The organism is Sphingomonas sp. (genome assembly GCF_051962185.1).
Lineage (GTDB): Bacteria > Pseudomonadota > Alphaproteobacteria > Sphingomonadales > Sphingomonadaceae > Sphingomonas.
Genome location: NZ_JBQCCN010000218.1, coordinates 1 through 17,400 on the forward strand (window position 1 = coordinate 1; position 17,400 = coordinate 17,400).

18 protein-coding genes and 1 tRNA gene are annotated in these 17,400 nt (G+C 66.8%); 13 read left to right on the forward strand and 6 right to left on the reverse strand.

Features of this window, described 5'->3' with window-relative positions; genetic code table 11:
* Positions 1-306: 306 nt before the first annotated feature.
* Together ACTHJR_RS13815 and ACTHJR_RS13820 are read left to right on the forward strand one after the other, a co-directional pair.
* Complete coding sequence (locus ACTHJR_RS13815; RefSeq protein WP_440523814.1) at positions 307-714, forward strand: acyl-CoA thioesterase; 408 nt, start codon at positions 307-309, stop codon at positions 712-714.
* A 45-nt stretch (positions 715-759) separates the two neighbouring features.
* A complete protein-coding gene (locus ACTHJR_RS13820; RefSeq protein WP_440523815.1) occupies positions 760-1,251 on the forward strand; it encodes a hypothetical protein in 492 nt (163 codons plus the stop codon).
* A gap of 29 nt (positions 1,252-1,280) precedes the next feature.
* On the opposite strand, the gene mnmA is transcribed toward ACTHJR_RS13820, so the two are convergent.
* Complete coding sequence (gene mnmA, locus ACTHJR_RS13825; protein WP_440523816.1) at positions 1,281-2,393, reverse strand: tRNA 2-thiouridine(34) synthase MnmA; 1,113 nt, start codon at positions 2,391-2,393, stop codon at positions 1,281-1,283.
* 354 nt (positions 2,394-2,747) lie between these two features.
* Between mnmA and ACTHJR_RS13830 the strand changes: the two genes are divergently transcribed.
* From ACTHJR_RS13830 to ACTHJR_RS13840, 3 genes are all read left to right on the forward strand, one after another.
* Positions 2,748-2,975: a hypothetical protein gene (locus ACTHJR_RS13830; RefSeq protein ID WP_440523817.1), complete on the forward strand. Its 228-nt coding sequence runs from the start codon at positions 2,748-2,750 to the stop codon at positions 2,973-2,975.
* A gap of 104 nt (positions 2,976-3,079) precedes the next feature.
* Positions 3,080-3,379 (forward strand): CtrA inhibitor SciP, encoded by a 300-nt coding sequence (gene sciP / locus ACTHJR_RS13835; RefSeq protein ID WP_440523818.1) that lies wholly within the window; start codon positions 3,080-3,082, stop codon positions 3,377-3,379.
* Between the two features lie 113 nt (positions 3,380-3,492).
* The gene (locus tag ACTHJR_RS13840; protein WP_440523819.1) at positions 3,493-3,750 is read left to right on the forward strand and encodes a GlsB/YeaQ/YmgE family stress response membrane protein; all 258 of its coding nucleotides are present in this window, start codon (positions 3,493-3,495) and stop codon (positions 3,748-3,750) included.
* 57 nt (positions 3,751-3,807) lie between these two features.
* Here ACTHJR_RS13840 and ACTHJR_RS13845 read toward each other — a convergent pair whose 3' ends face one another.
* Positions 3,808-4,533, reverse strand: a complete 726-nt coding sequence (locus ACTHJR_RS13845; RefSeq protein ID WP_440523820.1) for an SIMPL domain-containing protein — start codon at positions 4,531-4,533, stop codon at positions 3,808-3,810.
* A gap of 83 nt (positions 4,534-4,616) precedes the next feature.
* Positions 4,617-4,877 (reverse strand): GlsB/YeaQ/YmgE family stress response membrane protein, encoded by a 261-nt coding sequence (locus ACTHJR_RS13850; RefSeq protein WP_440523821.1) that lies wholly within the window; start codon positions 4,875-4,877, stop codon positions 4,617-4,619.
* Positions 4,878-5,117: 240 nt separating this feature from the next.
* Here ACTHJR_RS13850 and ACTHJR_RS13855 point away from each other — a divergent pair, with 240 nt between their 5' ends.
* From ACTHJR_RS13855 to ACTHJR_RS13865, 3 genes are read left to right on the forward strand one after another with little or no spacing between them, the layout of a single operon-like run.
* Complete coding sequence (locus ACTHJR_RS13855; protein ID WP_440523831.1) at positions 5,118-6,284, forward strand: efflux RND transporter periplasmic adaptor subunit; 1,167 nt, start codon at positions 5,118-5,120, stop codon at positions 6,282-6,284.
* Between the two features lie 14 nt (positions 6,285-6,298).
* A complete protein-coding gene (locus ACTHJR_RS13860) occupies positions 6,299-9,760 on the forward strand; it encodes an efflux RND transporter permease subunit (RefSeq protein WP_440523822.1) in 3,462 nt (1,153 codons plus the stop codon).
* Between the two features lie 54 nt (positions 9,761-9,814).
* Positions 9,815-11,083: a DUF445 domain-containing protein gene (locus ACTHJR_RS13865; RefSeq protein WP_440523823.1), complete on the forward strand. Its 1,269-nt coding sequence runs from the start codon at positions 9,815-9,817 to the stop codon at positions 11,081-11,083.
* 255 nt (positions 11,084-11,338) lie between these two features.
* Here ACTHJR_RS13865 and ACTHJR_RS13870 read toward each other — a convergent pair whose 3' ends face one another.
* The gene (locus ACTHJR_RS13870; protein ID WP_440523824.1) at positions 11,339-12,004 is read right to left on the reverse strand and encodes an HAD family hydrolase; all 666 of its coding nucleotides are present in this window, start codon (positions 12,002-12,004) and stop codon (positions 11,339-11,341) included.
* 132 nt (positions 12,005-12,136) lie between these two features.
* Between ACTHJR_RS13870 and ACTHJR_RS13875 the strand changes: the two genes are divergently transcribed.
* Genes ACTHJR_RS13875 through ACTHJR_RS13890 form a run of 4 tightly spaced genes read left to right on the forward strand, consistent with a single transcriptional unit; the run spans position 12,137 to position 15,600 of the window.
* Positions 12,137-13,252 (forward strand): ABC transporter permease, encoded by a 1,116-nt coding sequence (locus ACTHJR_RS13875; RefSeq protein ID WP_440523825.1) that lies wholly within the window; start codon positions 12,137-12,139, stop codon positions 13,250-13,252.
* Entirely contained in the window at positions 13,243-14,055 is an 813-nt protein-coding gene (locus ACTHJR_RS13880; protein WP_440523826.1) for an ABC transporter ATP-binding protein, read from the forward strand. Before ACTHJR_RS13875 ends, ACTHJR_RS13880 begins: the two co-directional genes overlap by 10 nt.
* Entirely contained in the window at positions 14,055-15,005 is a 951-nt protein-coding gene (locus ACTHJR_RS13885; protein ID WP_440523827.1) for an MlaD family protein, read from the forward strand. Before ACTHJR_RS13880 ends, ACTHJR_RS13885 begins: the two co-directional genes overlap by 1 nt.
* Before the next feature lies 1 nt (position 15,006).
* The gene (locus ACTHJR_RS13890) at positions 15,007-15,600 is read left to right on the forward strand and encodes an ABC-type transport auxiliary lipoprotein family protein (protein ID WP_440523828.1); all 594 of its coding nucleotides are present in this window, start codon (positions 15,007-15,009) and stop codon (positions 15,598-15,600) included.
* 96 nt (positions 15,601-15,696) lie between these two features.
* Here ACTHJR_RS13890 and ACTHJR_RS13895 read toward each other — a convergent pair whose 3' ends face one another.
* Together ACTHJR_RS13895 and ACTHJR_RS13900 are read right to left on the reverse strand one after the other, a co-directional pair.
* A complete protein-coding gene (locus ACTHJR_RS13895; protein ID WP_440523829.1) occupies positions 15,697-16,113 on the reverse strand; it encodes a DUF2147 domain-containing protein in 417 nt (138 codons plus the stop codon).
* 131 nt (positions 16,114-16,244) lie between these two features.
* Positions 16,245-17,141, reverse strand: a complete 897-nt coding sequence (locus ACTHJR_RS13900; protein WP_440523830.1) for a peptidylprolyl isomerase — start codon at positions 17,139-17,141, stop codon at positions 16,245-16,247.
* Between the two features lie 89 nt (positions 17,142-17,230).
* On the opposite strand from ACTHJR_RS13900, the gene ACTHJR_RS13905 reads away from it, so the two are divergent.
* Positions 17,231-17,321 (forward strand) — tRNA-Ser (locus tag ACTHJR_RS13905).
* Positions 17,322-17,400: the final 79 nt, after the last annotated feature.

Consider the following 17,400-nt stretch of genomic DNA (forward strand, 5'->3'; position numbering starts at 1 on the left):
GCGGGGGCGGGCCCTGCGTCACCGGGCTGGATGGGCCGTTTGTGTTGCAGTGCCCAAAAATCCCCCCCGCACGGGGGCGGGGGACCAAGCCGCGCCGCGGCTGGGTGGCGGGGGCCCGCGACCAAGATGCAACCTGCCGGAAGGCCAGCGGTGGAGGGCCCCCTCCACCACTCGCTTCGCGAGCGGTCCCCCTCCCCGTTCCGGGGAGGATTTTTTTGCCTCCCACTTCTATCCCAGCTTTCCGTAGCGTCCGCTCACCCGCTCAAAAACTGGCGATTTTCGGCCTCTTCGCCTATATTATCGTACGTGACCGACCACGCGCTCCCGCACGACTTCCCGATCGGCATCGATCCTGACGACATCGACTTCATGGGGCATGTCAACAACGCCTCCTATCTGAAGTGGGTGCAGGACGCGGTGCTCAGCCATTGGCAGAAGATCGCGCCGGCCGAGGCGGTGACCAGCTTGCTGTGGGTCGCGCTCAGGCACGAGATCACCTATCGCAAGCCGACCTTCCTCAACGACGAGGTGATCGCCACCGTCCTGCTCGAGAAGGTTCAGGGCGCACGCGCCTTCTATCAGACGGTGATCCGCCGCGGCGAGGACGTGCTGGCCGAGGTCAAGTCGAGCTGGTGTTGCATCGACGCCGAAACGCTGCGCCCGGCGCGGCTCGCGTCGAGCGTGATCGAGCGGTTCTTTCCGAAGGGCGAATAGTCTAGGCTCGGCCGCATGGGCCGGGTCTCGACATTTCTGGGTCTGGTGATCATCGCCGCATCGGCTTCCGCGGCGCCCGCGGAACAGCTCGCCGACGCAACGCAGCAAAGCCTGGCACTGCGTCAGAAATACGATGTTCGCGTGCCGCACAGCGACCGCATCATCTACGTCCGCGGCTTTGCGGTGCATCATCTAAGCTACGAATACAGTACCATCGCCTGGCGCGACGATACAGGACATTGGCAGATCAGCACGATGGGCGAGCAAGGGCCAGGTCTTCTCAACGTGCCGTTCGAACTCATTGCCGAGGAGACGACCCCCGTGCCCTCCACGGACGCCGCCAAACTCGATCAATTGCTCGACGGCAAGGCGCTGTACGCCGAGAAGCCACGCGCCAAAGACAGGAATCTCGGCGTCGGAGCATCCGAGCACACGATGGAGATCGTTACGCCGCGAGGGCGGAAGGTCGTTACCTGGATGGGACGCCTGGTCGGCCGGGCAGGCCAGATCGCCGATATCGTTCTCGGGCACGGATAGGGCCGGGCTTCGCTCCTCGGCGCCGAACGTCACGCCGCCAGCGCCGGCTCCGCCGCCTGGGTCTCCTCGATCCAGCCGCCGCCGAGCACGCGGTCGCCGGCATAGAGCACCGCCGCCTGGCCCGGCGCGACGCCATATTCGGGATCGTCGAACAGCACGCGGTCGCCGGCGAGGCGCGCGGGCACCGGCTTGGCCAGGCTGCGCACCTTGGCGGTCATCGGGCCGGCATAGTCGCCGCCAAGCCAGTTGATCTCGGAGAGCCGCGCCGAGGCCACGCCGAGCGCGGCGCGCGGGCCGACAATGACGCTGCGAGTCGCCGGATCGAGGCGCACGACGTAGAGCGGCTCGGGGCTGCCCCCGATCTCGAGCCCGCGGCGCTGGCCGATGGTGAAATGGATCAGCCCCTTGTGCTCGCCGAGCTTGCGGCCCGACAGATCGACGATGTCACCGCCCGCTTCCGCTTCGGGGCGCAATTTCTTGACGAGGCGGGCGTAATCGCCATCGGGGACGAAGCAGATGTCCTGGCTGTCGGGCTTGGCCGCGACGCCGAGGCCGAGTTCGGCGGCGAGTTCGCGGACGCGCGGCTTGGGCAGGCCGCCCAAGGGGAAGCGCAGGAAATCGAGCTGGTCGCGCGTCGTCGCGAACAGGAAATAGCTCTGGTCGCGGGCCGGATCGGCGGCGCGGTGAAGCTCGGCGCCGTCGGCTCCTTCGACGCGGCGAACATAATGGCCGGTCGCCAGGCAGTCGGCACCAAGGTCGCGCGCGAGCGCGAAGAGATCGGTGAACTTGGGTCCCATGTTGCAGCGGACGCAGGGTATCGGGGTGCGCCCGGCGACATATTCGTCGGCGAACTGGTCGATCACCGCGTCGCGGAACGCGCTTTCGTGGTCATGAACGTAATGCGCGATGCCGAGGCGATCGCACACCGCGCGCGCGTCGCGGATGTCGCGACCCGCGCAGCAGCTTCCCGCGCGCCCGACCGCTTCGCCATGGTCGTAGAGCTGGAGCGTGATGCCGATCGTCTCCGCCCCCGTTCGCGCGGCGAGCGCGGCCACGACCGACGAATCGACCCCGCCCGACATGGCGACGACGATGCGCTTGCCCGCGAGGTCGGGGCCCAGTTGGAAATCGGCTTCGGTCATGATTGCGGGGCTTCAATAGGGATCGCGCGGGATTTTTCCTAGGTTTGGTTTCCGTTGCCGCGTTGCAGGCAGGGAGCGGGCCGCCTTTCCCACCGTCACCCCGGCCCTTTCGACGCCGCCTGCGGCGGCGCTCAAGACAGGCCTGTGCCGGGGTCCACCGTGCCGCCAAACCCCTGCTTATCGGTCCTAGCCGGAACCTCTCCGTTCGCGCCGGAGGCCCGGTGGATGCCGGCACAAGGCCGGCATGACGATGAAGAAAGTGTGTTCCGTCGACTGGAACGGTCCGCCCGTCTTTACGGAGCTTTAGTGCAAATTGGGTAGACCGCCGAGTCTGACGAACACGAGCGAGTGATTGTGGACCTGAGCTATCTCCGATTTGACTATGACGCCTCGGTCACGGTGCTGCCGCCGGACCTGGCCGTCCTGATGGTCGGGGTGACGGCGCGCCAGGCGGCGAGCCCGACTGCGTTGGCCCAGGCCACACTTTTCCCGCGAGTGATTGAATCTTCGGCCTTCTTCCCGCCCTCCGGGGCGTTCGATGCGACCGTCGCCGCGCGGATGGTGGAATGGGGCCAACAATGAAGGACGCGTTTACCTAGACGCTTCAATTGATGTTCAAGTCCGGCCGGTATCGGTCGTTTATAGACAGAGCGTGTGGGGGCCCCCCGCCCCAATCGAGGTAGTGAATGATTGAGAACCAGAAAATCCGCCCCGCAAAGGTGATCGGCCCCCTCGGGGAGCCGCTGACTCTCGAAACGCTGCCTCCGGCGGATACGACACGTTGGGTCGTGCGCCGCAAGGCCGAAGTCGTCGCCGCCGTCAACGGCGGCCTGTTGACCGTGGACGAAGTGTGCGACCGCTACAGCCTGACCGTCGAGGAATTCGCCGGCTGGCAGCGCGCGATCGACCGGTCGGGCATGCCCGGCCTGCGCGTGACGCGCATCCAGCATTACAAGAGCCTCTACGAGCGCCAGCAGAAGTATTGAGCGCGACAATCCGCCCGAATCGTCAAAACGGAAGCGGAACAAAGCCAGTCATTGAAGCGTCGTAACCCTGGACAGACCCGGCCATCCCAGGCCGGGCAGAACCGGAGGGTTGCATGCTCGAAGCCATCATCATCTGGCTCGTCGTCGGCGGTCTCGCGGGTTGGCTCGCCAGCCTGATCGTTCGCGGCGGCGGGTCCGGAATCATCGTCAACATCGCGGTCGGCATCGTCGGCGCGGTCATCGCCAATCTGCTGTTCGGCGCCGGAATCAACGAAGGCATCACGGTCTACACATTCATCTATTCGGTGATCGGAGCGATCATCCTGTTGGCGATCCTCAACCTGATCAACCGCGGCAGGGTTCTCCGCTAGAGGCGCCGCCGTCAGGCACAAAGGGGCCGCTTCCGCCGGGAAGCGGCCCCTTTTTCGTCACTTGAGCAGGAAACGGACGGTGATCGTCGCGGTCACATCGCTTTCGCCCGCCATTACCTGCGTGTCGGCGACCTTGGCCGCTGCCATGCGATAGACGGGCATCGGCGGCGGCGGGCCGGCGATCTCCGCGCCCTCGCTGATCGTCAGGATGCGCGCCACCGACAGTCCCGCGGCTTTTGCGTAAAGCTGTGCCCGCGCCTGGGCACGCTTGACGGCATCGACCCGCGCCTCGTCGAGCGCGGCGTCGGGCTGGTCGAGCGACAGGCTAGGCCCCTCGATCTGGTTCGCGCCCTGCGCCACCAGCGCGTCGAGGATCGCCCCCGACTTGGCGATGTCGCGGAAGCGGATCGAGACGTTGTTGGTCGCCTGATACCCGGTGATGACCGGCGGCTGGTTGTCCTGATAGCGATATTGCGGCTGCAACGAGACGTTGGCGGTGGCGATGTCGCGCGGCTGGATGCCCGCCTGCTTTAGCGCGGCGAGCACCGCCGCCCTGCGCTGCGCATTGTCGCCGAGCGCCCGCGCCGCGGTCGGCGCCTGGGTCACGACGCCGGCGCGGATCGTGGCGAGATCGGGCACCCGCGTGGTCTTGCCCGTCGCGGTCACGTCGAGCACCGTCCCGTCGGCAAGAATGGCAGGCGCCGAGGGCGTCACCTGGGCGAGCGCGGGAGTGATCGCGATCGACGACAGGGTGATGACGGCGGCAGTGGCAAGCAAACGCATGATGTCCTCCAGACACGACGGATCATTCCGCCTGCGAAGCATCTGCCACGCGGCGGACTACATTAAGCTGAACGACCCGCCGCTCACACGCGGCGGCTGATCACCAAGCGGTACAAGGCGAGCAGCACCACCGCGCCGGCAGTCGCCGCCGCGTAATTCTGCCATCCGCCGACCAGCGTCCGGTTCATCGTCTGCGCGACGAAGCCGGCAAGCAACGCACCGGCGATGCCGACCAGGATCGTGACGATGAATCCGCCGGGGTCCTTGCCCGGCATGAGAAACTTCCCCAGCACGCCGGCGACGAGGCCAATCAGCAGCCAACCCAGAATCGATCGATCGGGCATCGGCTTTCCCTCCATGGACCGCCTCCCCAAAGGCGGCGCCGAAAGGTCTACCCATGCGCGAAGCGATGCAACCGTTCCTGACACGAAAAGGGGGCGCAACTTGCGATTAGGGGCCGAAAAAGCCATAATTCGCCGGTACGCACCGAGCCTCTTGAGGTCGGTGCTTTATTTCTATAATACAGTTCCAACGCGAGGCTCAGGGGCGCCTCCAACCACAGGGCACATGGGGACGTGGCTGACATGAATTACGAGTCGAGCGGGATGTATGCGCTCACCGACGAGACCGGGACGTCGCGTCGTCGCTGGCTGATCCTGGGCGGCGTCGCCGCGATCATCGTCGTGCTGATCCTGGCCTTCGTCCTGATGCGCCCCGCGGCCGGACCGGCTGCCGGCGCGGCGAGCGGCTCGTCCGACGCCCACTTGCCGACCGTGTCGGTGGCATCGCCGGGACGCAATGCCGTCGATCGCATGGTGTCGGCGACGGGATCGCTCGCCGCGCGGGTCGACATGCCGGTCGGCGTCGCCGGTGAAGGCGGCCGCGTCACCGCGGTGCTGGTCCAGCCCGGTCAGTGGGTCGCCGCCGGCCAGGTGCTGGCGACGGTCGATCGCTCGGTCCAGGTCCAGACCGCGAGCAGCCTCGCCGCCTCGATCGCCGTCGCCAAATCGGATGCCGCGCTCGCGCAGAGCGAATTGAACCGCGCGCAGGCACTTGTCGGCCGCGGCTTCATTTCCAAGGCGGATCTGGAAAAGCTCGTCGCGACGCGCGACGCGGCCAATGCCCGCGTGAAGGTGGCACAAGCCACCCTCGCCGAGACCCAGGCGCGCAACGCCCGGCTCGACATCCGCGCGCCCGCCGCCGGGCTGGTCCTGACCCGCTCGGTCGAGCCGGGCCAGATCATCAGCTCGGGCTCGGGCACCTTGTTCCGCATGGCCAAGGGCGGCGAGATGGAGCTTCGCGCCGAGGTCGCCGAGAGCGATATCAAGGGCATCACGGTCGGCGCGCGCGCCGAGGTCACGCCGGTCGGCGGCGGCCAGTCGTTCCCCGGCCAGGTGTGGCAGTTGCCGCCGGTCATCGATCCGCAGACGCGCCGCGGCGTCGTCCGCATCGCGATTCCGTACAACGCGGCCCTGCGGCCGGGCGGGTTCGCCTCGGCGAGCATCTATGGCGGTGCCAATACCTCGCCGCTCCTGCCGAACTCGGCGATCCAGACTGACGCGACGGGCAATTTCGTCTATATTGTCGGCAAGGACGACAAGGTCGAGCGCCGCCCGATCAAGACCGGCGAAGTCACCGACCGCGGCGTCGCGATCGTCGAGGGCCTGAACGGCGACGAGCGCGTCGTGCTGGCCGCTGGCGCGTTCCTGGCGCCGGGCCAGAAGATCAAGCCGGTTCCGGGCAAGCTGTAAGTAAGGCACCAGTCATGGGCTTCCGCAACATCTCCGCCTGGTCGATCCGAAATCCGGTTCCGAGCCTGGTCCTGTTCTTCATGCTGACGGTCGCCGGGCTGTTCAGTTTCTTCACGATGCCGGTCAACCAGGACCCCGACATCGACTTCCCGATGGTGTTCGTGATCGTCTCGCAGCCCGGCTCCGCGCCGACCGAGATAGAGAATCAGATCACCCAGAAGGTCGAGACCGCGCTGCGCAGCGTATCGGGAGTCGACGAGATCGATTCGACCGTGACCGAAGGCAATTCGCAGACCGCGGTCCAGCTCCAGATCGGCACCCCGATCGACCGGGCGGTCGAGGATATCCGCAGCGCGGTCCAGCAGGTCCGGTCGAGCCTGCCCGATGGCATTCTCGAGCCGCAGGTCATCCGCATCAACACCAGCGGCAACGATCTCGCCAGCTACGCCGCGGTGACCAGCGACATGACCGTCGAGGAACTGAGCTGGTATATCGACGACACCGTCACCAAGGAATTGCTGTCGGTGCCCGGCATGGCGACGGTCGACCGCAATGGTGGCGTCGATCGCGAGATCAGCGTCAAGCTCGATCCCGCCAAGCTCCAGTCGCTGGGGCTCACCGCGTCCGAGGTCAATGCTCAGCTGCGTCAGGTCAATCTGAACGCAGCCGGCGGCCGCGCCGAGATCGCCGGTTCCGAACAGACCGTGCGCGTGCTCGGCAATTCGCAGAATGCCTATACGCTCGGCCAGACCCAGATTTCGGTCGGCGGCGGCCGGATGGTTCGGTTGACCGACATCGCGACCGTCGTGGACGCCTTCGCCGAGCAGCGCAGCGCGTCCCAGCTCAACGGCGCGCAGGTCATCTCGTTCGACTTCCAGCGCGCCAAGTCGGCGTCGGACATCGCCGTGTTCCATGGCGCCGAGAAGAAGCTGGCCGACCTCCAGGCGCGCAATCCCAAGGTCAAGTTCAAGCTGATCTTCAACAACGTCGAATATGCCGAGAAGCAATATCACTCGGCGATCGAAGCGATGGTCGAGGGCGCGCTGCTGGCGGTCGTCGTCGTGTTCCTGTTCCTGCGCGACTGGCGGGCGACCGCGATCTCCGCGCTGGCGATCCCGCTCTCGGCGATCCCGACCTTCTGGGTCATGAAGTTGATGGGCTTCACGCTCAACCAGATGACGCTGTTGGCGCTCAGCCTGGTCGCCGGCGTGCTGGTCGACGACGCGATCGTGGAGATTGAGAACATCGTTCGCCACATGCGCATGGGCAAGACCGCCTATCAGGCGGCGATCGACGCCGCCGACGAGATCGGCATCGCGGTGCTGGCGACGACCATGTCGATCGTCGCGGTGTTCTTCCCGGTCGCGCTGATGCCCGGCGTGCCCGGCCAATTCTTCAAGAATTTCGGCCTGACCGTCGTCGTCTCGGTGCTGATGTCGCTTGCCGTCGCGCGCCTCATCACGCCGATGATCGCCGCCTATTTCCTCAAGGCGCATGGCCAGGCCGCGCATGGCGAAGGCCGGCTGATGAACGGCTATATGAGGATTCTGGACTGGACGCTCGACACGCGTGCCTCGCGCGCGTTCCGCGCCCGGATCGAGATCGTCCGGACACGGTTCCGCCACCTGGCGGTACCGACGCTCTTCGCGCTGCTGCTGTTCGCGGGCGGGCTGTCGTTGATGATGCAGCCAGGCGGCAGCGTCGTCCTGGCCCTGTTCGCTGCCGTATTCGGCGCGGGCTTCGGCTTCGGCTTCGGGCTGGTTCTCGTCGTCCTTGTCGGCCTGCTGCTGGGCGTGGCCACCGGGTTCGGCGAGACGAATTACGCGGGCTGGGCGCGGTCGTCGTTCAAGCGCGTCTGGGCGTGGGCGCTCGATCACCGGGTATGGGTGATGGGGATCGGTGCCTTCTCGTTCCTTCTCACGATCGTGTGTTTCATGATGATCCCGCAAACCTTCCAGCCGGATCAGGATCAGGACTCCTCCACCGCCAATGTCGAAATGGTGCCGGGCACCACGTTGGCTGAAACGCAGGCGAAAGTCGGCGAGGTCGCCGCGCTGTTGAAGAAGCAGCCCCAGGTCGAGGATACCTATAGCCGTATCGGCGTCGGCTCGGGCCGCGTCACGGCGATCTTCAAGAAAGACAAGGGGATCACCAGCATCAAGTTCGAGCGCGACCTGGCGCCGCAACTGGCGCAGATCACCGACGCGCGGGTGACCTTCCGGTCGCAGCAAGGTTGGGGATCGAGCGGCCGCGACCTGACGATCGTCTTGGGCGGCGCCGATCCGAAGCAGCTCAACGATACCGCGCAGAAGATCGTCACCGAGATGTCGAAGCTGAAGTCGGTCGTCGCGCCGCGCGTGCAGGGCGACCTTCAGCAGCCCGAACTGGTGATCCGGCCGCGCTTCGACCTGGCGGCAGATCTGGGTGTCACCACTGCCGCTTTGTCCAATGCGATCCGTCTGGCGACGCTGGGCGACATCGACCAGAACAAGGCGAAATTCTCACTCAGCGATCGGCAGGTCAATATCGACGTCTCGCTCGAGCAAAATGCCCGCTCGCGCATGTCGACGATCCAGAATCTGCCGGTGCCGACGAGCAATGGCGGCTCGGTGCCGCTGTCGAGCGTCGCCGATATCGGCTTCGGCGCCAGCCCCAGCAAGATCGACCGCGTCCAGCTGCAGCGCCAGCTCACGATCGGCGCCGACCTGGGCCTCAATCCCAAGACCGGCAAGCCGTTGGTGTCGGGCGAGGCGTGGAAGGACATCAACGCGCTGCCGTCGGTCAAGAATCTGCCGACGGGGATCACTCGCCTGACGCTCGGCCAGCAGAAGTGGCAGGCCGAGATGATCACGAACTTCTTCGTGGCGCTTGCCTCGGGGATCTTCCTGGTGTTCGCGGTGCTGGTGCTGCTGTACCGCCGCATCCTGCCGCCGTTCGTCAACATGGGATCACTGCTTCTGGCGCCGCTCGGCGGGCTGATCGCGCTCTGGCTGGCCGGCCAACCGATCTCGATGCCGGTCTATATCGGCCTGCTGATGCTGTTCGGCATCGTCGCCAAGAACTCGATCCTGCTGATCGACTTCGCGCTCGAGGAAATGAACAAAGGCGTCCCCAGCCTCACCGCGATCGAGGACGCCGGGCACAAGCGTGCGCAGCCGATCGTCATGACCACCGTCGCGATGGTCGCGGGCATGGTGCCGACCGCCTTGTCGCTTTCGGGCGACGGCTCGTGGCGGGCGCCGATGGGTACGGTCGTGATCGGCGGGCTGATCCTGTCGACCGCGCTGACACTGCTGATCGTGCCGGCGAGCTTCAGCCTGGCGATCGGCATCGAGGAATGGGCAGGTCCGTGGCTGCGTCGCGTCCTGCTCACCTACAAGCCGGGCGACGACGGCAGGCCGGTGCTGGAGCGCCCGCGCGAGGTCAAGCCGATCGGCTATGATCATGGCGACGAGGCGCCCCACCCCGCCGAATGAGATTCGGCGCATCGCGGGCTTGAACAATCCGTCGTTTGGGGGATTGTTTCGCGGATGAAGCTGGCGCGACTGCCCATTCCCGGCCCGGCCGCCGCGCCCCCCGCGCTGCGCCGGATGCGGCTGGTCGCGACATCCTTGCTGATCGCTATGGCGGTGCTGTTCTTCGTCGCCCGCGCGCTCGGCGAGCGCCATCCGGCCTGGGGATTCGTCCGCGCCTTCGCCGAAGCGGCGATGGTCGGCGGCTTGGCCGACTGGTTCGCCGTCACCGCCTTGTTCCGCCACCCGTTGGGCCTGCCGATCCCGCACACCGCGATCGTGCCGCGCAACAAGGATCGGATCGGCGATACGCTGGCGCAATTCCTGCGCGACAATTTCCTGATCCCCGGAGTGGTCGCGCGGCGCATGCGGCGGCTCGACGTCGCCGGCGCGGCGGGACGCTGGCTGGCCAGCCCCAAGGGCGCGACCGAGGGGCGGCTACGGCGCGGTGCGTCGCGGCTGGCCGCCGACATGCTCGAAGCGCTCGACCAGGAACGGCTGGGCGGGATGGTCCGGGCGACGCTGGCGCAGCGGCTGCGCTCGCTCGAAATCTCGCCGCTGCTGGGCAATGCGCTGAGCGCCGCGATCGCCGACAATCGCCACGTGCCGCTGCTCGACGGGATCATCAGATGGTCGGCCAAGGTGCTCAGCGCCAACGAGCCGGTGATCCGCGCGATGGTGCACGAGCGCGCCGGCTCGCTGATGCGCTGGACCGGGCTCGACGAGACGTTGGCCAACAAGATCATCGCCGGGCTGGATGGGATGATCCAGGACATGGCATCGCAGCCCGACCACCCCTTGCGCGCCAAGGCCGAGGAAGGCCTGGCGCAGCTCGCCCACGACTTGCAGCACGACCCGGCGATGCGCGAGCGGGTCGAGGGCTTCAAGGCGGAGATGCTCGACAATCCGGCGCTGTCGGACTGGTGGCAGGGCATCTGGGAACAGATGCGCGGGGCGATGCTCAAGATCGCGCGCGATCCCGACGCGATGCTGGCCGGTCGGTTCGGCGAGGCGATGCGCCAGCTCGGCACCACGCTGCAGGAGGATGCCGAACTCGCCAGCACGATCAACCGCTTCGCGCGCCGCGCGGCGGTCGGGGCGGCGGCCGATTACGGCGACGCGATCGTCCGGCTGGTGTCGGAGACGGTGCGCGGTTGGGACGCGCGGACGATTACCCGGCGGCTGGAGAACGCGGTTGGCCGCGACCTGCAATATATCCGGGTCAACGGCACGCTGGTCGGTGGGCTGGTCGGGCTCGCGATCCACACGGTGGATGTGCTGCTGTAGACGCGTGACGGTCGCCGGTCGCCACTTCTTCGGCCAATCGAGAACGCACTCGCCCTTATTCCAACCGTCCCCCCGCCTTGTGCCGGGGTCCGCCGGGCAACAGGCAATGCGCGCCGTGATGGCGGGATGAGCAGGCGGCCTGGCTTTTCTCACGATCACCGACGGCATGATTTGTGGCGCGGCAGACCTCGGCACAAGGCCGGGGTGACGATGGCTTGCATGGACGGCCGTGTACCTCGCCACGCGCCCCCCGCTCTACCGCCAGCGCAGGACCGCCCAGCTCTTCTCCTCCGCCAGCGCCAGCAACGGTGCGTGCGGATTGACCGCGAAGGCCTCGTCCGCCCAGGCGAGCGTCGGCGCGTCGGAGACATGGTCCGAGTAGAAGCGGACCTGCGCGTCGCCTCGCGCGATCCCCTCGCCCGCCAACCACGCCTCGATCATCCGCAGTTTCGCGTCGCCATAGCAATTCTCGCCCGCGATGCGCGGCACCAACCGCCCCTTCTCGACGGTCGAGGGCGTTGCGATGACGTCGGTAATCCCAAGCTGCGCGGCGATCGGCCGGACGTAGAAATCGTACGAGGCGGTCGCCATCACTACGCGATAGCCGGCGGCACGGTCGGCGGCGATTTGCGCGCGAGCGTCGTCCCACACCTTGCCGGCGACGATCCGCGCGGCGAATCGTTCGGCGACTCGCTCGACCGAGTTCCTCGCCGCCCGCCGGCCCATCACCAGCCGCTGCGTCATTTCCTTCAGCCGCGCGCGATCGATCCGCTTGCCGAGATAAAGCGCGACCGGCGCCACCGTCGCCGCCAGCGCCGCGAACCGCCACGGTCGCGCCCGCGCCCAGGCGCGCAGGAACGGCGTCCACGTCGGCGATCGCGTGATCGTCTTGTCCATGTCGTAGATCGCGAGCCGGTGCATCGCCGCCGCCTTAGCGCCCGGCTCGGCAAAGCTGAACCCTTCCCGCGCTCCTGCGGAATCAGCGAAACAGATGCCGGAGTTTGCCGACATGTTATTGCCGATCCAGAAGTAATCGCCCATGGATAGTTGCGGATGAGCGCTCCAGCCGCCTTCACCGACGATTCTGCCGGCGGCACGCTCCGCTTTTCCGGCAGCCTGTCGCTCGCCTCGCTCGGGGACTTGCCCGATCGGCTGGCGACCTATGACGGCAAGGTCGAGCGGATCGACCTGTCGGGAATCGACCGGCTCGACACGATCGGCGCCTGGACGATCCATCGCCTCGCCCAGCGCACCGGCGCCAGCGTCGAAGGGTTGAGCAAGGATCGCCAGCATCTGTTCGACCAGGTGTGCGGGGCCGACCAGCCGGTCAGCATCCGCGGTGAGCGCGTCCCCGCCTTCTATCGCGTGCTCGGCGAAATCGGCGAAGCGACGATTCAGACATTCAAGACGATGGTCGGCCTGCTCGGCTTTCTCGGCGCGACCACGCTGGCGTTCGGCGCGATCTTCAAGAGCATTTTCGTGCCGCCGCGGCGCTTCCGGTTCAACGCCACGGTACAACGGTTCGAAGTGGTCGGCGTCTCGGCGCTTGGCATCATCGGACTGATGAGCATCCTGATCGGCATCGTCATCGCCCAGCAAGGCGCGGTCCAGCTCCGCCAGTTCGGGGCGGAGGTCTATACCATCAACCTGGTCGGCCGCCTGTCGATGCGCGAACTGGGCGTGCTGATGACCGCGATCATGGTCGCGGGCCGCTCCGGCTCGTCCTTCGCGGCGCAGATCGGCACGATGAAGCTGACCGAGGAAATCGACGCGATGCGCACGATCGGCGTGTCGCCGATGGAGGCGTTGGTCGTGCCGCGCGTGCTGGCGGCCGTGTTCATGATGCCGCTGCTCGGTTTCTATTCGGCGCTGATTTCGATCATCGGCGGCGGAATCCTGTGCTGGGCGGTGCTCGGCATCCCGCCGGTCACGTACGTCCAGCGTATCCGCGAAGTGGTACCGATCAGCGACGTCTATGTCGGGCTGATCAAGGCCCCGGTGTTCGGTGCGATCATCGCCATCGCCGGTTGCTTCCAGGGCATGATGGTCGAGGCCGACGCCGAGCAAGTCGGCCTGCGCACCACCGCCGCGGTGGTTCAGGGCATCTTCCTGGTGATCGTGCTCGATGCTTTCTTCGCGGTATTCTTCTCCTCGATCGGATGGATCTGATGGCGGAGGACGATGTCGTAATCCGCGTCCGCGGGCTGAAGAACAGCTTCGGCGAGCAAGTGGTGCATGAGGATCTCGACCTCGACGTCCGTCGCGGCGAGATCCTGGGCGTAGTCGGCGGTTCGGGTACCGGCAAGTCGGTGCTGATGCGCTCGATCATCGGGCTGCAGACCCCCGACGAGGGCGAAGTCACCGTGTTCGGCGAATCGACGCTCGACCGCGAGGAGACCGAGGCGATCGAGATCCGCAAGCGCTGGGGCGTGCTGTTTCAGGGCGGCGCCTTGTTCTCGACCCTGACCGTCGCCGAGAATGTCGAGGTCCCGATCAAGGAATTCTACCCCAATCTGGACGCCACGTTGCTCGACGAGATCGCGTCCTACAAGGTGGTGATGACCGGCCTCCCCGCGGATGCCGGGCCCAAATATCCCGCCGAGCTGTCGGGCGGCATGAAGAAGCGCGCCGGCCTGGCGCGCGCGCTGGCGCTCGATCCCGAATTATTGTTCCTCGACGAGCCGACCGCGGGGCTCGACCCGATCGGCGCCGCGGCGTTCGACGAGCTGACCCTGTCGCTGCAGCGGACCATGGGTCTGACCGTGTTCCTGATCACGCACGATCTCGACTCGCTCTATGCTATCTGCGACCGTGTCGCGGTCCTCGCCGACAAAAAGGTGATCGCGGTCGGCACGATCGACGAGCTGATCGCGTTGGATCACCCGTGGATCGAGGAATATTTCAAGGGACCGCGCGGTCGCGCGGCGGTCGCGACGCAGGAAGCGGCGGCGGGCAAGGCAGGGGCTGACTGATGGAAACGCGTTCCAACCATGTGCTGGTCGGCGGGATCGTCCTGATCCTGCTCGCCGTGCTCGCGATCTTCATGGTGTGGATCTCGCACTTCGGCGCCGAGGGCAAGCGCGAGTACGACATCCTGTTCAAGCAATCGGTCGACGGGCTCGCCAAGGGATCGGCGGTCAATTTCTCGGGCGTGCCGATCGGCCAGGTTCAGGATATCAAGCTCGACGCCAAGTCGCCCGAATTCGTCCGCGTGCGCGTGTCGGTCGACGACAAGACGCCGATCCTGCTCGGCACCACCGCCTCGATCCAGGGCAGCTTCACCGGCCCGTCGACGGTCCAGCTCGACGGTGCGCAAGCCGGCAGGCCGCTGATCGACTGCACCAACAGCGCCTGCCCGCTGGGCGTGCCGCTGATCCCCGCGCGCGCCGGCGGGCTCGGCGCCCTGCTGTCCAACGCCCCGCAATTGCTCGAGCGGCTGACGACGCTGACCGAGCGGCTGACCGGTCTCTTGAGCGACCGCAACCAGGCGTCGATCGCCGGCATACTCGACAACACCAACAAGCTCAGCAAGGCGCTGTCGGATCGCGGGCCGGAAATCGCCGCGACGCTGGCCGAAACGCGGATCGCGATCCAGAAGGCGGGCATCGCGTCGCAGCAGATCGGCGATCTGGCGGCGACGACCAACGGCCTGCTCTCCAACGACGTCAAGCCGACGCTCGGCAACCTCAACAAGGCGGTCGCCTCCGCCCAGCGTTCGATGGATACGCTCGATGCGGCGATCGGCGATGCGCGGCCGGGCCTGCAGAATTTCTCCAAGCAGACCATTCCCGAGCTCGGCCAGCTGATCCACGACCTGCGGCAGATGTCGCAATCGCTGTCGTCGGTCGCGGACAAGATCGATCGCGGCGGCGTCGGCTCGATCGCCGGCAGCCCCAAGCTCCCCGACTACAAGGGCAAGTGAAATGACAAAGCGCCTGTTTCCCCTGCTCCTGGCCCTGCTCCCGGCCTTGCCGTTGGCAGGCTGCCTGAGCTTCGGCGGCAAGCCGCCCAAGGTGTTGCTGACGCTCAACCCGGCCGCCAGCCTGCCGGTCGGATCGACCCAGAGCTCGGCGACCGCCAAGACCGTGACCGTCCAGGTGCCGACCGTGCCGCAGGCGCTGGCGGTGGCGCGCGTGCCGGTCCAGACCGGCGATCAGATCGCCTATGTCACCGACGCCGCCTGGGTGGAAGCGCCGCAACGGCTGTTCGCGCGGCTGATGTCCGACACGATCGCCGCCAAGACCGGCCGCGTCACGCTGTCGCCGGCGCAATCGTTCAGCGACCCCGGCGCGCGGCTGTGGGGCGACCTGCGCAATTTCGGGATCGACGGTACGAGCCACGAGGCGGTGGTGACGTTCGACGGATCGCTGATGCGCACCAGCGACGCCAAGGTCGAGACGAAGGGGTTCGAGGCGCGCGTCCCGGGCGCCCCGATCGGGGCGACGACGGTCGGCCCGGCGCTCAATCAGGCCGCCAACCAAGTCGCCGCCGAGGTGGCGGAGTGGGTCGGGAGCTGAAGGTCTTCGCTGCTGCGAAAGCGGATGGTCAGTTCTAATACGCAAATATAGCCCTCTCCCGCATGCGGGAGAGGGGAAGTTAGGAGCCGGAATGGTTCAGCGCGCGGCCATCGACGCCGGGCTGGCGACGCGGCGCCAGATCTGGGCCTTGCACAGCAATCCGCCGAGAATGCAGCCCTTGATGTTGAGCGTCTGGCCATCGATCATCGAGATCGTCGAATAGAAACTCGACTGCATGTCGGGGACATAGACCTCGCCCGACCAATGCCCGCGATCGGTGGCGCGGTAGCCGCGGAGCAGCGCGGTGCCGATCAGCTGGGTGACTCCCTTCTTGCGCGCATCTGCCTGCGCCTGCGGGCTCGCCCAGACGATCCAGCCGCAAATCTTGTCGCCGCACGACCCGGTGCGCACCTGGACCGTCCCCTTGGGATTGGTCCACACGCCGTCGACCGACGGAGCCGGCGGCGGAGTCTGGCCGGCAAGCGCCAGCGCCATGGTAATCAACGACAACATCACGATTTCCCGAGTTTCCCGCGGCGCGCGGGCAGCTTGCTATAGAATCGATATGGGGCGGCAATGCGGCGCCACCAGCATGGATCATGGCAAGAATTCGTGCGCCTGCCTCAAGTCTTGCGATGCGCCGGTCAGCTCTTGCGACGCAGCGGCACCGGCACGTTGCAGATATCGGCGCCGCCCGCCGGCACCGTGAAGAACGGCGGCTCGCGATTCTCCCGGGCGTGCAAATAGCGTGCGAAATCGCGACTGGCGGGCGAAAGATATTCGAAACGCGGACGCTCGCCCGGCGGCAGAGCGCTGGCCAGCCGCGCGCTGACGATCGGCGTCGGCTTCTGCCGGTCGCCATAGAAACCGAGCTTGCCGGTGCCGCGCTCCAGCGAGGACAGGGCATCGATCCCCTCGATCACGCGACCGACCAGCGCGATGTTGCGATCGAGCGCGCGGGGCGCATGGCCGATGACGGCGTAGAGTTCGGCGCTGCTCCCGATCGAGGGCGCGAGATCGCGGCCGACCCCGACCATCGCGTAGCAATGCGTCAGCCAGCTGTTCTTGCCGTCGGACGCTACCGGCCAGCCGTCGGCGGTGAAGCCGGCGATCGCGGCGAAGCTGTCGGGCCGCGTCATGCGGATCACCGGCAGTCCTCCCGCCCTGGTATATTCCGCCGGCCCGCTGTCGGCGACGCCGGCGGGCAGCGGTTTCTTCTCGGTCACGTCACCCCATTGCGCGACGTAATTGTCCTGGATGCGATAGACGCTGGTATCGTCCCACCAATGGCTGTTGGCGAGGATACGCATCCGCGCGACATGCTGCGGCGCGAATGCCGGCGCGAGCTGGAGGATCACCTTGCGCCCATTGGCGAGCGTGAAGATCAGGATGTCCTCGTCGGGGATCGCGCGCCACGACGCGGCGGGCGCCTGATTGGCGATCTCGGTCGGCGAGAGCGGCGCCTTGGCGGCCGGATTGGTCTGGGGAGCGGCGGCGGGCTGGCCGGCGAGCGCGAGGGCGAGCGAGAGCAGGATCGGCATGGGAACGGAGGCTGCCACAGCCGCGCCTGTTCCGGCAAGCGCTTGCGCGGCGGAGCGCGTATCTCTAGGGCGGCGCTTCCTGGCAATGCGGAGCGGTGGCCGAGTGGTCGAAGGCGCTCGCCTGGAAAGTGAGTATACGTCAAAAGCGTATCGAGGGTTCGAATCCCTCCCGCTCCGCCACACCCCTTTACGTTCTGGCCGACACCGGCAAGCTTCGGTGCCGGACCGGCGCCTCTGCCTCGTCACCAATAGCGAGTTT

Coding starts and splice junctions, on each gene's coding strand:
- ACTHJR_RS13885 (WP_440523827.1), top strand. CDS start 14,055: ATGGAAACGCGTTCCAACCATGTGCTGGTCGGCGGGATCGTCCTGATC.
- mnmA (WP_440523816.1), bottom strand. CDS start 2,393: ATGACCGAAGCCGATTTCCAACTGGGCCCCGACCTCGCGGGCAAGCGC.
- ACTHJR_RS13860 (WP_440523822.1), top strand. CDS start 6,299: ATGGGCTTCCGCAACATCTCCGCCTGGTCGATCCGAAATCCGGTTCCG.
- ACTHJR_RS13890 (WP_440523828.1), top strand. CDS start 15,007: ATGACAAAGCGCCTGTTTCCCCTGCTCCTGGCCCTGCTCCCGGCCTTG.
- ACTHJR_RS13880 (WP_440523826.1), top strand. CDS start 13,243: ATGGATCTGATGGCGGAGGACGATGTCGTAATCCGCGTCCGCGGGCTG.
- ACTHJR_RS13855 (WP_440523831.1), top strand. CDS start 5,118: ATGAATTACGAGTCGAGCGGGATGTATGCGCTCACCGACGAGACCGGG.
- ACTHJR_RS13845 (WP_440523820.1), bottom strand. CDS start 4,533: ATGCGTTTGCTTGCCACTGCCGCCGTCATCACCCTGTCGTCGATCGCG.
- ACTHJR_RS13865 (WP_440523823.1), top strand. CDS start 9,815: ATGAAGCTGGCGCGACTGCCCATTCCCGGCCCGGCCGCCGCGCCCCCC.
- ACTHJR_RS13840 (WP_440523819.1), top strand. CDS start 3,493: ATGCTCGAAGCCATCATCATCTGGCTCGTCGTCGGCGGTCTCGCGGGT.
- ACTHJR_RS13870 (WP_440523824.1), bottom strand. CDS start 12,004: ATGCACCGGCTCGCGATCTACGACATGGACAAGACGATCACGCGATCG.
- sciP (WP_440523818.1), top strand. CDS start 3,080: ATGATTGAGAACCAGAAAATCCGCCCCGCAAAGGTGATCGGCCCCCTC.
- ACTHJR_RS13850 (WP_440523821.1), bottom strand. CDS start 4,877: ATGCCCGATCGATCGATTCTGGGTTGGCTGCTGATTGGCCTCGTCGCC.
- ACTHJR_RS13875 (WP_440523825.1), top strand. CDS start 12,137: ATGAGCGCTCCAGCCGCCTTCACCGACGATTCTGCCGGCGGCACGCTC.
- ACTHJR_RS13900 (WP_440523830.1), bottom strand. CDS start 17,141: ATGCCGATCCTGCTCTCGCTCGCCCTCGCGCTCGCCGGCCAGCCCGCC.
- ACTHJR_RS13895 (WP_440523829.1), bottom strand. CDS start 16,113: ATGTTGTCGTTGATTACCATGGCGCTGGCGCTTGCCGGCCAGACTCCG.